Genomic DNA, 13,971 nt, shown 5'->3' with positions numbered 1-13,971 from the left:
CGGGCCGGGGCCTCTCGGGCCGGGGCCTCTCGGGTCGGGGCCTCTCGGGTCGGGGCCTCTCGGGTCGGGTCCGGTGCGGCCGCCGCCTCGATCTCGGCGGTGAGTTCGGCCGGCCGGGACAGCCCCTGGTCGTGCAGCAGCGCGGCCAGGCCGTCGGCGTATCCCTGGCCCACCGCCCGTACCTTCCAGGCGTCCTGTCGGCGGTACAGCTCGACGGCGACGACGGCCGTCTCGGCGGTCAGTCCGGTGAGGGTGTAGCCGGCCAGGCCCGTGCCGTCGACGGCGGTGAGCCGTACGGACGGTGCCGGGGCCGCGCCGAAGGTGGCCGGCGCGCCGCTCCCGGGAGCGAGCGCCAGCAGCACGCTGACGCGGTGGACGGCCGCGGGCAGCGCGTCGAGGTCCACCGTGATGCGGTGCTCGGCCGCCGCCCGGCCGGGCACCTCGACGCCGGGACGGCGGGGCGCACCCGGGTGGACCACGGCTTCGGCGCCCGGCAGTCCGCCCTGCTCGTCGCCGAGCGTCACCCCGGCCACGACGGGGACGCCCGCCGCGATCCGGATCTCCACCCGGCTCCGGTCCAGTGGATGGTTCTGGCCCCGGACCAGCTCGGCCGTCATCGTTCTTCCCCCTGGTTGTCACTCGTCCCGGGCCCGCCCCGGGCGGCTGCCCGGGGCGCACGGCGGCACGGCCCGGGTGCGCGCTGCCGTGGTGCTGCGGTGGTTTACAGGTGCGGGACGATCGCCGGGACCAGGTCCTGGAAGGTGCGGCCGACGGAGGGCTCGCCGATGGCGGTCATCTTCCAGCCGTCGCCGACGCGGTGCACCTTGGCCATGACCTGTGCGGTGTAGTTGCCGCCGCCCGTGAGGGTGTAGCGGGCCAGCTCCTGGCCGGTGGTCTCGTCGACCAGCCGGCAGAAGGCGTCCTCCACCTCGGTGAAGGTCTGCCCGGTGAAGGAGTTGACGGTGAAGACGATCTGGTCGATGTGGACCGGCAGCCGCGCCAGGTCGACCAGGATCGCCTCGTCGTCGCCGCCCTGGCCGGCGCCGCCGACCAGGTTGTCACCGGTGTGCCGGACCGCGCCGTCGTCGCTGACCAGGTGCTGGAAGAAGACGACGTCGATCGGCTGCTTGCCGGCGAACAGCACCGCCGAGGCGTCGAGGTCGATCTCCTTGGTCCGCCGGCCGAACAGTCCGCGGCGCGGCGCCGAGCGCCACCCGAGCCCCATCCGGACCGCGGTCAGCGTCCCCCCGTCGGACTTCTGCAGGCTGATGCCCTGTCCCTTGGACAAATTGACCGACACGCGCCGTCCCCTCTCTGTACCGTCCCGCCCACGTCTCCGGCGGCAGCTTCGACCCTACGCACGACGACGGGCCCGGGGCGTCGCGGGCCCGTGTTTGTGGCGTTTCTGCAACACCAGGGCGGGCGCGCCACCCGTCCTGGTGAGTGCGCCACCCGCCCGGCCCCCACTACTTCACGCCGGCCTCCCTCATCTGCCGCAGCTCCTTCTTGAGCTCGCCGACCTCGTCGCGCAGTCGGGCGGCGATCTCGAACTGCAGCTCGGCCGCGGCGGCCCGCATCCGCTCCGTCATCTCCTCGATGAGCTCGGCGAGTTCGGCCGCCGGACGGTCCGTCAGCGGGGCCTCCGCCTTGGCGCCCTTGCCCTTCGTCGCCTTGGCGCCGAGCGCCGGGACCGGCGCCTTTCCCTTGGTGTCCTTGGCGTCGCCCGCCTTGCGGTAGCCGCTGCCCAGCAGCTCCCGGGTGTCGATCTCCTCGCGGGCGATGGTGGCGACGATGTCACCGATCTTCTTGCGGAGCGGCTGCGGGTCGATGCCGTGCTCCTTGTTGTACGCCAGCTGCTTCTCCCGGCGGCGGTTGGTCTCGTCGATGGCCTTCTCCATCGCCGGGGTGACCTTGTCGGCGTACATGTGCACCTGACCGGAGACGTTGCGCGCGGCGCGGCCGATGGTCTGGATCAGCGAGGTCCCGGAGCGCAGGAAGCCTTCCTTGTCGGCGTCCAGGATGGCCACCAGGGACACCTCGGGCAGGTCGAGGCCCTCCCGCAGCAGGTTGATGCCGACCAGGACGTCGTACTCCCCGGAGCGCAGCTCGCGGAGCAGCTCGACGCGCCGCAGGGTGTCGACGTCGCTGTGCAGGTAGCGGACCTGGATGCCGAGTTCCAGGAAGTAGTCGGCGAGGTCCTCGGCCATCTTCTTGGTGAGCGTGGTGACCAGGACGCGCTCGTTCTTCTCGGTGCGGGTGCGGATCTCGTGCACCAGGTCGTCGATCTGCCCGTCGGTGGGCTTGACCACGACCTCCGGGTCGACCAGGCCGGTGGGGCGGATGATCTGCTCCACGAAGCCGTCGCTCCGGGCCAGCTCGTACGGTCCGGGGGTCGCGGACAGGTAGACGGTCTGCCCGATGCGGTCCAGGAACTCCTCCCACTTCAGCGGCCGGTTGTCCAGCGCGGACGGCAGCCGGAAGCCGTGGTCGACGAGGGTGCGCTTGCGGGAGGCGTCGCCCTCGTACATGGCGCCGATCTGCGGGACGGTGACGTGCGACTCGTCGATGACCAGGAGGAAGTCCTCCGGGAAGTAGTCGATGAGGGTGTTGGGCGCCGAGCCGGGCTCACGGCCGTCCATGTGCATGGAGTAGTTCTCGATGCCGGAACAGGAGCCGATCTGGCGCATCATCTCGATGTCGTACGTCGTGCGCATCCGCAGCCGCTGGGCCTCCAGCAGCTTGCCCTGCTTCTCCAGGGTGCTGAGCCGGTCGGCCAGCTCGGCCTCGATGCCGGCGATGGCCCGCTCCATGCGCTCGGGACCGGCGATGTAGTGGCTGGCGGGGAAGATGTACAGCTGCTGGTCGTCGCTGATCACCTCGCCGGTGAGCGGGTGGAGGGTGGAGAGCGCCTCGATCTCGTCGCCGAACATCTCGATCCGGACGGCCAGCTCCTCGTAGACCGGAAAGATCTCGATGGTGTCGCCGCGCACCCGGAACGTGCCGCGGGTGAAGGCCAGGTCGTTGCGGCTGTACTGGATCTCGACGAAGCGCCGCAACAGCTGGTCGCGGTCGATCTCGTCGCCGACCTTGAGCGGCACCATCCGGTCGACGTACTCCTGGGGTGTGCCCAGGCCGTAGATGCAGGACACCGAGGCGACCACGACGACGTCACGCCGGGTGAGCAGGGAGTTCGTGGCGGAGTGGCGCAGCCGTTCGACCTCCTCGTTGATGGAGGAGTCCTTCTCGATGTACGTATCGGACTGCGGGACGTACGCCTCGGGCTGGTAGTAGTCGTAGTAGGAGACGAAGTACTCGACGGCGTTGTTCGGCAGCAGCTCGCGGAACTCGTTGGCGAGCTGGGCCGCGAGGGTCTTGTTGGGCGCCATCACGAGGGTCGGGCGCTGCAGCTTCTCGATCATCCACGCGGTGGTCGCCGACTTGCCGGTACCGGTCGCGCCCAGCAGGACGACGTCCTTCTCACCCCCGCGGATGCGCTGCTCCAGCTCGGCGATGGCCGCCGGCTGGTCACCACTGGGCTGGTACGGGCTGACGACCTCGAAAGGTGCCACCGTGCGTTCGATCTTTGATACGGGCCGCATGGGATCCACCGTACGACCCGCCACTGACAATCGACGTGGCAATTGCTCCGACCTGCGATTTCGGAGCGGGCCCGGCGGGCCGGCGGTGCTGCCGGCGCGGCGGGGTGCGGGCGCCGCCGGCGGGACGCGGTGGGGCCGCCGGCGCGCCGCGCCCCGCTGATCGCCGTCCGCCGGCCCGACGGCGCCGGCTCCATGATCGCCCGAGCCCCCGCGCGGGGCGGTCCTCGCGGCCCGCTTTTCTGTCCGTATGACCAAAACCGGTCAGAAGCGCGACGGGTGACGCATCATCGGCCAAGATGCGCGGACGCCCCGGCTCCGGCAAGTTGGACGGCGGCGGAAGCGTACGTCTGTTGCATGACAGATCCGGGCATCCTGCAATTGCGCGACGCTCCACACGGCACACCGGTCACGTCTCGTTCAGCGCCCGGCCACCACACGACCGCCTCCCGCTACGGCCCGGCTGCGAGCCTCTCTCCGTCCCTCCGGTTCCCGTCCGTTCTCGTCAGCTCACCTCAACGACGTCACGAGGAGTCCGTATGCGTATTCGCCCCGTCGCCACCGTCGTCGCCGGTGCGCTCATGGGTCTGTCCGCGCTCGTCCTCTCCCCTGCCGCCGCCACGGCCGCACCCCACCGGAACGCCCCGGTGACGGTCGCCCACCGCGGCGCCTCGTCGTACGCCCCCGAGAACACCCTGGCCTCCATCGACGAAGCCGCCCGGCTCGGCTTCGAATGGGTCGAGAACGACGTCCAGCGCACCAAGGACGGTGAGCTGGTCATCCTCCATGACAACTCGCTCGCACGGACCACCAACGTCAAGAAGGTCTTCCCCGAGCGCTCCCCCTGGAACGTCTCGGACTTCACCCTCAAGGAGATCGAGAAGCTGGACGCGGGCAGCTGGTTCGGACCGAAGTTCGAGGGCGAGCGGGTGCCGACCCTCGAGGACTACATGGACGAGGTCGAGGAGAACGACCAGAGCCTGCTGATGGAGCTGAAGTCCCCGGAGCTCTATCCGGGCATCGAGCTGCAGACCCTCAGGGAGCTGCGCCGGGCCGGCTGGCTGGACAGGGACCACGTCCGGCACCGGCTGATCATCCAGAGCTTCAACGCCGACGCCATCAAGACCGTGCACACCCTCCGCCCCGACATCAGGACCGGCTTCCTCGGGAACCCGTCGCTGGCCGACCTGCCGAAGTACGCGAAGTACTGCGACCAGATCAATCCGGTCCACACGGCGGTCACCCCGGAGTACATCGCCGCCGTGCACGGGCTTCGTGGGCCGCACCGGCGGGCGCTGGACCTGTACACCTGGACCGTCGACGACGCGGCCACCGCGGTGAAGGTCGCCGGTCTGGGCGTCGACGGCATCATCACGAACAAGCCGGACGTGGTGCGGGAGGCCGTGGAGGGCCCCGACCACTCCGGCTGAGCGCCGCGGACCTGCGGGAACGGCCCGGCGGGAGGCCGTCGCGGGGCCGTTTCCCGCCGCGTTGTCAGTGGGGCGTCCTACCCTGATCAGGTGACGAATTCCGAGCAGGTTCCGGGGCCGGCGGCCCGGGCGGACGCGCCGCCGAAGACCGGGTCCGCCGCGCGGCGCGACTGGGCGTGGACCCGCCTTGCCACCCCCATCGGTCCGCTGCTGCTCGCCGCGACGCGGGACGGTCTGGTGCAGGTCGCCTTCCATGCCGACGAGCGGACGGCCCGCCGGGCGCTGACCCGGCTGGAGCAGTTCTTCGGCGGGCCGCCGCTCGCGGAGATACCCCATCTGACGACGGCCGCGGCCGAGCTCACCGCCTATTTCGCCGGGGAGCTGCGGACCTTCACCGTCCCCCTGGACTGGTCGCTGTCGTCCGGTTTCCACGCCCGGGTCCTGCAGGCCCTGGCCTCCGGTGTCCGCTACGGCGACGTGGTCGGCTATCAGGACCTCGCCGACCGGGTCGGGGAGCCGGGGGCCGCCCGCGCGGTGGGTGCGGCCATGGGGTCCAATCCGCTGCCGGTCGTCGTGCCCTGCCATCGTGTCGTCGCCAGTGACGGCGGGATCGGCGGCTTCGGCGGCGGCCTGGAGACCAAACGGCAGCTGCTCGCGCTCGAAGGCGTGCTGCCCGCGCCGCTCTTCTGATCCCGTCCCTCCGGTTCCGGCTCCCGGTTCCGTCCGTCGTCCGTCCTCACCGAGGCCGGCTCCCCGAAGGGCAGTGCCATGTCCCGTCAGATCGCCCTGCTCCGCGGCATCAACGTCGGAGGCCACAACTCCTTCCCCAAGGCCCAGCAGCGGGAGCTGGCGGAGTCACTGGGCCTGAAGGACGTCACGGTGCTGCTGCAGACCGGCAACCTCGTCTTCGCCGATCCGGGCACCCCGCCCGGCGAGACGGCCCGGAGGATCGAGGACCGGATCGCCGCCGACCTCGGCCTCACGGTGCCGGTGGTCGTGCGCACCCGCGACGAGCTGGCCGCCGCCGTCGCCGCGAATCCGTTTCCCGAGGCCGAGGCGGAGCCCAAGAGCCTGCACCTGACGTTCCTGTCGGAGGTGCCGGCCGACACCTCGCGCCTGGAGGCGATCGACCAGGCGGCGTTCGCGCCCGACCGGTTCCGGCTGGCCGGACGCGAACTGTATCTGTGCTGCCCGGACGGCATCGGCCGCTCCAAGCTCGCCGCGCTGGTGAGCCGCATCCCGCTCGGGGTGACGGCCACCGCCCGTAACTGGAACACCGTCACCAAGCTCCTGGCGCTGGCGGACGCCTGACGCCGCCCGGGCCCCGGGCGTTCAGCGCCAGCCGTGGAACTCCCGCAGCCGGTTGGCGACGAGGTTGAAGCGGCCCCGGTCCAGGGCGCACGCCTCGCGCCGCATGCCCTCGGGGTGCACCCGCAGGACCCGGTCGAGCGCCACCCAGGAGTCGCGGCCCGCTCGGTCCCAGGGTCCTGCGCCTATGGCCACCCACTCCCGGTCGCCGCTGTGCCGCTTGCTGGACAGCTGGACCGCCAGCAGCGTGCCGCCGGTCTCCCGGGCGACGACCAGTACCGGCCGGTCCTTGCCCCGGCCGTCGTTCTCCTCGTAGGGCACCCAGGTCCAGACGATCTCGCCCGGGTCCGGGTCGCCGTCCGGGTCGGGCGCGTAGGTCATCCTGACGGTGCCGACGGAGCCCGGGCGGGCTTCCATGGTTGCGGTGGGTCCCTGGCTGCCGGGCAGCGCGTCGGCCGCGCCGGAGGGGTCTGATGCGGTGAAGGAAGAGGTCACGCCCCCACGCTAACCGCCGCCCTGAGCAGGGCGTTCAGCGGCCCCGAGCCGCGCTCCACGGCCCGTTGTCAGTGGTCGGCCGTACGGTTTTTCACAGCGGGGGACGGCCGTCGGGGCCGCCCGGGAGGGGGAGCACCATGTCCGAGACCACGACGTATCTGGAACTGTCCCAAGAGGGCGGCGGCGCCCACAAGTTCTACGAGGTGACGGTGCGGGACACGGTCGTCTCGGTGCGCTACGGCCGGATCGGCGCGGCCGGCCAGCAGCAGACCTCGACGTTCCCGACGCGGGACAAGGCGCAGGCCGCGGCGGCGAAGAAGATCGGCGAGAAGGTCCGTAAGGGCTACGCCCCGGCCGTCCAGGGGCAGCGCACCGCACGCCCGGTGACGCGCCGTCAGGTGTCCTCGGCGCCGTCGACGGCCCGCGCGGTCGCGCCGGTGCTGTGGCGGTTCCGCACGGGCGCCGCGGCGTTCGGCATCCACATCGACGAGGACCGCGCTTGGGTCGCCAACCAGAACGGCGATGTGCACGCCCTCGGCCACGACGGCGAGGTGCTGGCGCACTACCGGCTGCCGGCCGGCGTCAAGTGCCTGGTGGCGGACGACTTCTGGATCTACGCCGGCTGTGACGACGGCACGGTCTACGACCTCTCCTCGAAGCTCCCGTTCGCCGCCTACGACATCGCCCCCGACGTCGACATCTTCTGGCTGGACATCCGCGAGGGGATCCTCAACGTCGCGGACCGCAACGGCGGTCTGACGGTCATCGACCACGAGGACGAGTACCAGTGGTCGCGGCGCAGCACCGGCGACCACGCCTGGATGGTGCGGCGGGACGAGCGCGCCGTCTACCACGGCCACCGCCGCGGCGTGACGGCCTATTCCACCGACGGCAGCGGCGAGTTGTGGCACACGCCGACCCAGGGCGCGGTGCTGTTCGGCTGGCAGGAGGACGACTCGGTGTACGCCGGTACCGACCGGCGGGTGGTCCAGCGGCTGGCGAAGGACTCCGGGGCGCTGGAGGCGACCTACGCCTGCGACACGGTCGTCTACTCCTGCGCGACGGCACCGGGCGGCCGCTACGTCTTCGCCGGCGACTCGGCCTCTTCGGTGTACTGCTTCGCCGCCGACGGCACCCGCCTGTGGAAGCTGGGCACGGGCGGGGGCTCGGCGCTGTCGATGCAGTATCTGGACGAGAAGCTCTACATGGTCACCACCGACGGATCGCTGGTGTGCGTGGACGCGAGCGAGGCGGCCGTGGCCGCCGCCCGGGCGGGCACGGTGCCGGTGGCCCGGGATGTGAAGTCGGCCGCCGCGCTGCCGACGTACACGCCGTCGGCCACGGTGCGGACGGTGGCCTCCGCGGCCGCCTCGGGGGTCGTGGTGGAGTGCGTCCAGGAGGGCGGCCGGCTGCGGGTCCATGTGGTCTCCGCGGGCTATGAGCCGTCCTGGAACGTTCAGTTCCCCCGTCACATACGGCAGCCCGGGGCGCGGTATGTCGTCGACGACCTCTCGGCGGCCGCGGGCGGGTTCTACCGCGTGCGCGGCGAGATCCGGCAGCTCGTCTGAGGCCGCCGGACCGTTCTGCGGCCCCGATCAGGCGGGTCCGCTCCAGGCCGGCCGGCGCGGGTCGTCGGCCCGTACGACGATGTCCGCGGCCTCCTCGGGCCGGGTCTCGGCCTCGTAGCGCGCGAAGGCGGGCAGCGTCCAGTGCTCGTGCTGCGGGGTGCGGCGAGCGAGCGCGGCCGGCGACAGCGTGAGGTGGACGGTGAGATCGAAGGGGAACCAGTGACCGAGCAGGAGGGGACCGTGCAGCAGCAGGACACCGCCGGGCGGCAGCGTCACATACGCGCTGCGGGTGGCCCGGTCGGCCACCGGGTCCCAGAGGTCCGCCAGGACGCGTCCGGTGCCGCCCGGGTCGAGCGGCTGGAAGACCTCGCGCCACAGCGCCTGCCGGTCGAACCACTCGTCGTGGTAGGCGTCGGGGTCCTCCCGGCCGTATTCCAGCCGCAGCGAGGCGGGACGCAGGAAGCCGAAGGCGCCGGCCTTGTGCACCGCCCGGCCGCGGAGCCGCAGTGCCTCGGCGAGCCGCCCGGCCAGCTCCCCGGGTGCGGCGGCGGGCGCTCCGTCGAGGGCGACTCTCCGCCAGGGGCTGCCGTCCTCGGCCTCCGTGGTGAGGATCCGCTCGGCGAGCGCGTCGGTGAGCCGTTCCCAGGTGATCGCTTCGAGCCGCACCCCGCCATTGTGCCGGGCGGCGGGGCGCGGCGCGCGGGGCATCAGCCGGGGAAGGGCCCGCCGGGCGGGGCGTGGAAAGTGAGGCCGCCGGAGACGACGCCGGCCTGGATGACCGCGCCGTGCTGGACCCCGCCGCTGATGGTGTTGTGCACCTCCGGCACGGTCCCGCGGTCCGCTTCGGGCGCGACCTCGTCGAGCAGGGCGCGGAGTTCGGCCGCGGCGGCCGGGTCCTCGCTGAGCAGCCGGCGCAGCCGCAGCCGCCAGGCCGCGGTCACGCCCGCCACCCCGTCCTGGTCGTCCTCCTCCTGTGCCACGACGAGATCGGCGCGCGAGTCGTCCAGCTCGCCCTCCAGCGCGGCCTCGTCCCCGGCGCCCCGGCGACGGGCGAGGAAGGCCGCCATGCGGCGCCGGACGCCGGCCCAGCCATCCGTCGCCATCTGCTGTACGAGCGTGGTCGCCCCTGTCGCGGCGAGTGCCACCAACTCCGCTTCCATCGGTCCCCCTCGGGTGTCGGGTGTGGTTCCGTCCGGCTGTGGTTCAGGCCTGGCCCGCTTCCGGGCCGGCGGCGCCGTAGCGGCTGAGTTCGGCCGCCGCCTCCTTCGTCGCCTCGATGACGTTCTCGGGGGCCACCGGCATCACGGACTTGAGCTTGAGCAGCAGGACGGCCCCCATGATGGAGCCGTCCCACATGATGGGCGCGGCGCAGGAGTTCCATCCGGCCATGCACTCCTCGTAGCCGAGCGCGTGGCCGAGGTCGCGGACCTCCGCGAGGGAGGCCACCAGCGCGTCGTTGTCCCGGTAGACGCCCGGTCCGGCCTGGTCCGGTACGGGCTCGGCCAGGACCCGCTGCTGAAGCACCTCCGGCAGGTAGGCCAGGATCGTCCGCCCGGAGGCGCCGGTCCGCAGGGAGCGCGTCACGGACAGCACATCGCGCGGCGTCATACCGAGTTCGGCCAGGTCGGAGTCGCCGACGGCCATGTCCACGCACTGCCGTTGGGCGCCGGAGAAGGGCGCCACCATGTAGAGGAAGGCCAGGCCGCCGTCGGTGGCCCTCCGCAGTTCCTGCAGCACGGTCTGGGTGACCGTGCCGTCGAGGCGGTGGTCGAGCGCGGTGAAGGCGAGTTGGGCGGCGGAGGTGCACAGGCGGTACAGGCCGCGGTCGACCCGTTCGAAGATGCGCTGGTAGATGCCGGACTGCAGGATGCGGTAGACGACGGAGTCGTCCAGGCCGGTGAACTCGGCTATCTCGCCGGGGCCGTGGGCCGATCCGCCGAGTTCGGCGAAGGCGGTCTGGACGAGGAAAACCCGCTCGGCATGGCTGGATCCCGATGCCCGGGTGCCCGCCGAGGGACCGTTCCTGGCCGTCCGGCGTCCGCTCTTGCGCCCCGGGGAGCCCGGCGCCGTGACGGCGGTGCCCGAAGCGGAGGCGGGCGTGGCGGCCGAGGCCGGCGAACCCGGTGCTGTGGTGCTGTTGCCCATCGTGTGCTCTCTCCCCTGGCAGTGTTCCGCGCCCGAAGGCGCCCGGCGTGTCCGGTGGAAGCCGACGCCCCCGTCATCCGCGGCCGCACCCTCCGGCAGTCGGCGCCCGGGAGTGCTCCCGGAGCCGTTCTGCCCGCCCGCGGCCCCGGGTCACCCGCATTATCGGGTGACGTCGAGGGCGAGTTTCCCGGTCGGTGTGCGGGCGGCGAGGTCGTGGTGCGCCCGGGCCGCCTCACCGAGCGGGTAGGCCGCGCCGGTGAGCGGCTTGAGGGTGCCGTCGGCGACGGCGTCGAACAGCGCCCGCATGGACGTCGGCAGTGCCGTACGGTCCGCGTAGAGCTGCGGCAGCCAGAAGCCGGAAACGGTCAGGGAGCGCTCCATCAGGTCCCGGGTCGGGACGTTCGCCAGGTCGCCGCCGGCGAAGCCGTAGACGGCGAGCCGGCCGCGCGGTGCGACGGCGGCGAGGGTGCGGGTGAAGGTGGCGCCGCCGGTCATCTCCAGAGCGGCGTCGACGGGGCCGCCGGCGGCGTCCAGGATGCGCTCCGTCAGGTCGTCGGCGTGCGAGTCGATGACGGCCTCGGCGCCCAGTTCGGTGGCCAGTTCGCGCTTCTCGGCCGAGCCCGCGAGGCCGATGACCCTGGCCCCGGCGTGCGCGGCGAGCTGGACGGCCAGCGAGCCGACGCCCCCGGCCGCGGCCGGCACCACGAGGGTCTCGCCCTTGGTGATCCGCAGTACGGTGAACAGCAGGTGCCAGGCGCTGTTGCCCTGGAGGGCCAGTGCGACGGCCTGTTCGTCGCTGACGGCGTCGGGTACGTCCCAGGTGACGCGGCGGTGCAGCAGGGCCCGTTCCGCGTAGCCCCCGCCGCGGCACAGCCCGACGACCCGGCGGCCGCCGTCCACGGTCCCCACGACCTCGTTGCCGGGTATGTACGGCAGCTCCACGGGCGCGAGGTAGGAGTCCCCCCGGACATGGACGTCCGCGTAGTTGACGCCGGCCAGGGTCACCCGCACCAGCGAGTGGCCGCCGCGGGGTGCGGGCTCGGGCACGTCCTCCAGCCGCAGCACGTCCGGACCGCCGAATTCTCGCATCACAATCGCGCGCACGACTCTCCCTCAGGTTCACAAGTGCGGTGCCCGCACAGGGTAGGCGGGGCGTCCGTTGTCGGGCGGATACCCGATCATTTCGCGCCAACCATGAGAGGTTCGGACCGCCCTTGCCTTTCTTCTGACGAGATTTTCCCGCCCGCTTTCTCGCGACGCGAGAAAATGCCAGCGCGTTTTCCACCCATTGCGTCGTTTTGCTGTGGATATACCCAGCGGTACGGCCGAGGTGGCTGCCTCGCATCCCTCGCTCAAACTCGGCTACCGGATGTGATCGCCGCCGCCTACGATCCCGAATTGTGTCCGCCGTTGACCACTGGTGACGGCCGCGTCCCCTGGGGCCGAGCACGCTCCGCGAGGCAGCGCTGCTCGCCCACCGCACCCGGTGATACGGGCGGGTGGCGGAGGGCCTGGCCGCCTGCAGGGCAGCGCGGGCACGGCCTGAGGGGGAATCATGATGGGGAAATCGGGGGGCGGCAGGCCGGCGTATGCGCCGGCCTGCCGGGACCCACAACGCGCACTGCCACTTCCACCGGCACCTCTCCGCCTGCTGCGGACCGCATCCGCGTCCTTGCCGCCCTCGCTGACGGCCACCGTCGCGGCTGCCACGGATGCCGTCATCGCCGCCGCGCGCCGCCACTCCCGGCCGTACGCGGCACCGCTCTACCTGGACGCGTCCCGCCCCCGCCGGGGGACCGTGCGCCGCCGACGAGAACGGGACTGCCCATGAACGCCTCCAGCAGTACGCCCGGCACCGGGCTGCAGTTCACCCACCCCTACCTCGCCGTGGTGCTCGGCGGCGGCTTCACGGGCATGCTCGCCGCGGCGGCGCTGTCCGAGTACGCCGAGGTCATCGTCGTCGAGCGGGAGCGGCTGCCGCGGACCCCGGCGCTGCCGACCGACCTGCCACACGCCCGGCACGCGCATCTGCTGGCCGCGGACGGTGCCCGGATGGTCGAGGCCCTGGTGCCCGGCAGCATCGAGCGCTGGCTGGCGGAGGGCGCCCGCCGGGTTCCGGTGCCGGCGGAGCTGGCCGGCCGCGGCCCGCTGGGCCGGTCGGACCGGCGCTGTCCGCCGCATCTGATCGCCTGTTCCCGCGACCTGCTCGACCGGGTCGTCCGCCAACAGGTACCCGCCCGCCCCGGGGTCGCCGTCATCGACGGCACCGAAGCGGAGGAGCTGACCGGCACCGCGGAGCACGTCACCGGGGTACGGGTCCGCGACACCACGACCGGCGAAACGTATCGGCTCGACGCCGATCTGGTCGTCGACGCCACCGGCCGCCACTCCACCAGCCGGGCGCGCCTCTTCGCCCTGGGACTGCCGCGGGTCGCCGAGGACCTCGCGGACTCCGCGACCGTCTCGGCGACCCGGATCTTCCGCGCCCCCGAGGGCGGCGACAACTTCCCGGTGCTGACCTCCCGTTCAGGCCTTGTCGCGCCGCCGCCCGGTCGTTCCGGCGCCGCCCGTAACGTCGCCGGGCGTGCCTTCCGGGTGCGGGCCGTCCCGGAGCGGACGGCGACGCTGGTGCCGATCGAGGGCGGCCGCTGGCTGGTCACGCTCACCGGCACCGGCGAGGACCGGCCGACCCAGCACGCCGGCCGGTTCGTGCCGTTCGCCCGGCGTGCGGGGGACCCCCGCATCGGCGACCTCATCGCCGAGGCCGAGCCGCTGAGCGAGGTGCGGCTGTCCCGCGAGACGGTCAACCGGCGGCGGCGCTTCGAACAACTGCCGTCCTGGCCCTCGGGATTCCTCGCGCTCGGCGGCGCGGTGGCCGCGCTCAGCCCCGATTTCGGCCAGGGCCTGTCGCTCGCCGCCCACGGCGCCGCCGCGCTGCGCGAGGCGCTGGGCCGGTACGGCATGGACGATCCGGCGCTCGCCCGGAGGGTCCAGCGCACCATCGGGCGCCTCGTCGACGAGCTCTGGTCCGTGGCCACCGGTGCGCCCGGCCACTCCCCCGCCGCCGGCCGGACCACCGTCTGCCGCGCCTACATCGACGTCGTCACCGGCGGCCCGCGTCCGGCACCGTTCCTGCGCGGCCCGGCCGCTCTCGCCATGCTGCGGGACACGGCCCGGGCCCGTCCGGTCACCGGCGCCACGGACTGGGAGGCGCCCCCGCTGCCCGTTCCGCCCGCCGCGCCCACCGCGTCCGGCGCCCCGCCCGAGGTCTCGCCGGCCGCGGCCGCCGCACCGTCCTCGGTCTCGGCCGCCCCCGCCACCCGACGCCTCCCCCGCCCGCGCGGCTTCCGGCCGACGGCACTGCGCCGCACCGGCGGTACGGGGCACCGCAAACCGGCCGAGGGCTGATCCCGCGGCCGCCCGCAGGGA

At 72.9% G+C, this 13,971-nt stretch carries 13 protein-coding genes; 5 read left to right on the top strand and 8 right to left on the bottom strand.

Features of this window, described 5'->3' with window-relative positions; genetic code table 11:
- The 3 genes from IG62_RS0131660 to uvrB form a co-directional block, all read right to left on the bottom strand.
- A partial coding sequence (locus IG62_RS0131660; protein WP_030811186.1) for a TerD family protein occupies positions 1–617 on the bottom strand: 617 nt, incomplete at its 3' end.
- A 104-nt stretch (positions 618–721) separates the two neighbouring features.
- The gene (locus IG62_RS0131655) at positions 722–1,300 is read right to left on the bottom strand and encodes a TerD family protein (protein WP_030811182.1); all 579 of its coding nucleotides are present in this window, start codon (positions 1,298–1,300) and stop codon (positions 722–724) included.
- A gap of 166 nt (positions 1,301–1,466) precedes the next feature.
- Positions 1,467–3,599, bottom strand: coding sequence for an excinuclease ABC subunit UvrB (uvrB, locus tag IG62_RS0131650; protein ID WP_030811179.1), 2,133 nt, complete (start codon positions 3,597–3,599; stop codon positions 1,467–1,469).
- A gap of 536 nt (positions 3,600–4,135) precedes the next feature.
- Here uvrB and IG62_RS0131645 point away from each other — a divergent pair.
- The 3 genes from IG62_RS0131645 (at position 4,136) to IG62_RS0131635 (ending at position 6,337) form a co-directional block, all read left to right on the top strand.
- Positions 4,136–5,026 carry a glycerophosphodiester phosphodiesterase gene (locus IG62_RS0131645; RefSeq protein WP_030811176.1) on the top strand — a complete coding sequence of 297 codons (891 nt, stop codon included), beginning with the start codon at positions 4,136–4,138 and terminating at the stop codon, positions 5,024–5,026.
- Positions 5,027–5,116: 90 nt separating this feature from the next.
- Positions 5,117–5,716 carry a methylated-DNA--[protein]-cysteine S-methyltransferase gene (locus tag IG62_RS0131640; protein WP_030811173.1) on the top strand — a complete coding sequence of 200 codons (600 nt, stop codon included), beginning with the start codon at positions 5,117–5,119 and terminating at the stop codon, positions 5,714–5,716.
- Between the two features lie 78 nt (positions 5,717–5,794).
- A complete protein-coding gene (locus tag IG62_RS0131635) occupies positions 5,795–6,337 on the top strand; it encodes a DUF1697 domain-containing protein (RefSeq protein WP_030811170.1) in 543 nt (180 codons plus the stop codon).
- A 21-nt stretch (positions 6,338–6,358) separates the two neighbouring features.
- Here IG62_RS0131635 and IG62_RS0131630 read toward each other — a convergent pair whose 3' ends face one another.
- Positions 6,359–6,751, bottom strand: a complete 393-nt coding sequence (locus tag IG62_RS0131630) for a type II toxin-antitoxin system PemK/MazF family toxin (RefSeq protein ID WP_078872362.1) — start codon at positions 6,749–6,751, stop codon at positions 6,359–6,361.
- 215 nt (positions 6,752–6,966) lie between these two features.
- Here IG62_RS0131630 and IG62_RS0131625 point away from each other — a divergent pair, with 215 nt between their 5' ends.
- Positions 6,967–8,397 (top strand): WGR domain-containing protein, encoded by a 1,431-nt coding sequence (locus IG62_RS0131625; RefSeq protein WP_030811164.1) that lies wholly within the window; start codon positions 6,967–6,969, stop codon positions 8,395–8,397.
- 27 nt (positions 8,398–8,424) lie between these two features.
- On the opposite strand, the gene IG62_RS0131620 is transcribed toward IG62_RS0131625, so the two are convergent.
- The 4 genes from IG62_RS0131620 to IG62_RS0131605 form a co-directional block, all read right to left on the bottom strand.
- The gene (locus IG62_RS0131620; RefSeq protein ID WP_030811161.1) at positions 8,425–9,063 is read right to left on the bottom strand and encodes a uridine kinase; all 639 of its coding nucleotides are present in this window, start codon (positions 9,061–9,063) and stop codon (positions 8,425–8,427) included.
- Between the two features lie 41 nt (positions 9,064–9,104).
- Entirely contained in the window at positions 9,105–9,557 is a 453-nt protein-coding gene (locus tag IG62_RS0131615) for a hypothetical protein (RefSeq protein ID WP_037839775.1), read from the bottom strand.
- 43 nt (positions 9,558–9,600) lie between these two features.
- The gene (locus IG62_RS0131610; RefSeq protein WP_030811156.1) at positions 9,601–10,542 is read right to left on the bottom strand and encodes an IclR family transcriptional regulator domain-containing protein; all 942 of its coding nucleotides are present in this window, start codon (positions 10,540–10,542) and stop codon (positions 9,601–9,603) included.
- Positions 10,543–10,701: 159 nt separating this feature from the next.
- Entirely contained in the window at positions 10,702–11,646 is a 945-nt protein-coding gene (locus tag IG62_RS0131605) for a quinone oxidoreductase family protein (protein ID WP_030811153.1), read from the bottom strand.
- A gap of 723 nt (positions 11,647–12,369) precedes the next feature.
- Between IG62_RS0131605 and IG62_RS42530 the strand changes: the two genes are divergently transcribed.
- Positions 12,370–13,950: an FAD-dependent monooxygenase gene (locus IG62_RS42530; RefSeq protein WP_030811150.1), complete on the top strand. Its 1,581-nt coding sequence runs from the start codon at positions 12,370–12,372 to the stop codon at positions 13,948–13,950.
- The last annotated feature ends 21 nt before the right edge of the window (positions 13,951–13,971 follow it).

This window comes from Streptomyces sp. NRRL S-337, assembly GCF_000720175.1.
Classification (GTDB): Bacteria; Actinomycetota; Actinomycetes; order Streptomycetales; family Streptomycetaceae; genus Streptomyces; species Streptomyces siderophoricus.
Note: the sequence above shows the minus strand (reverse complement) of the source record. Positions and strands in the feature narration are given on the sequence as shown.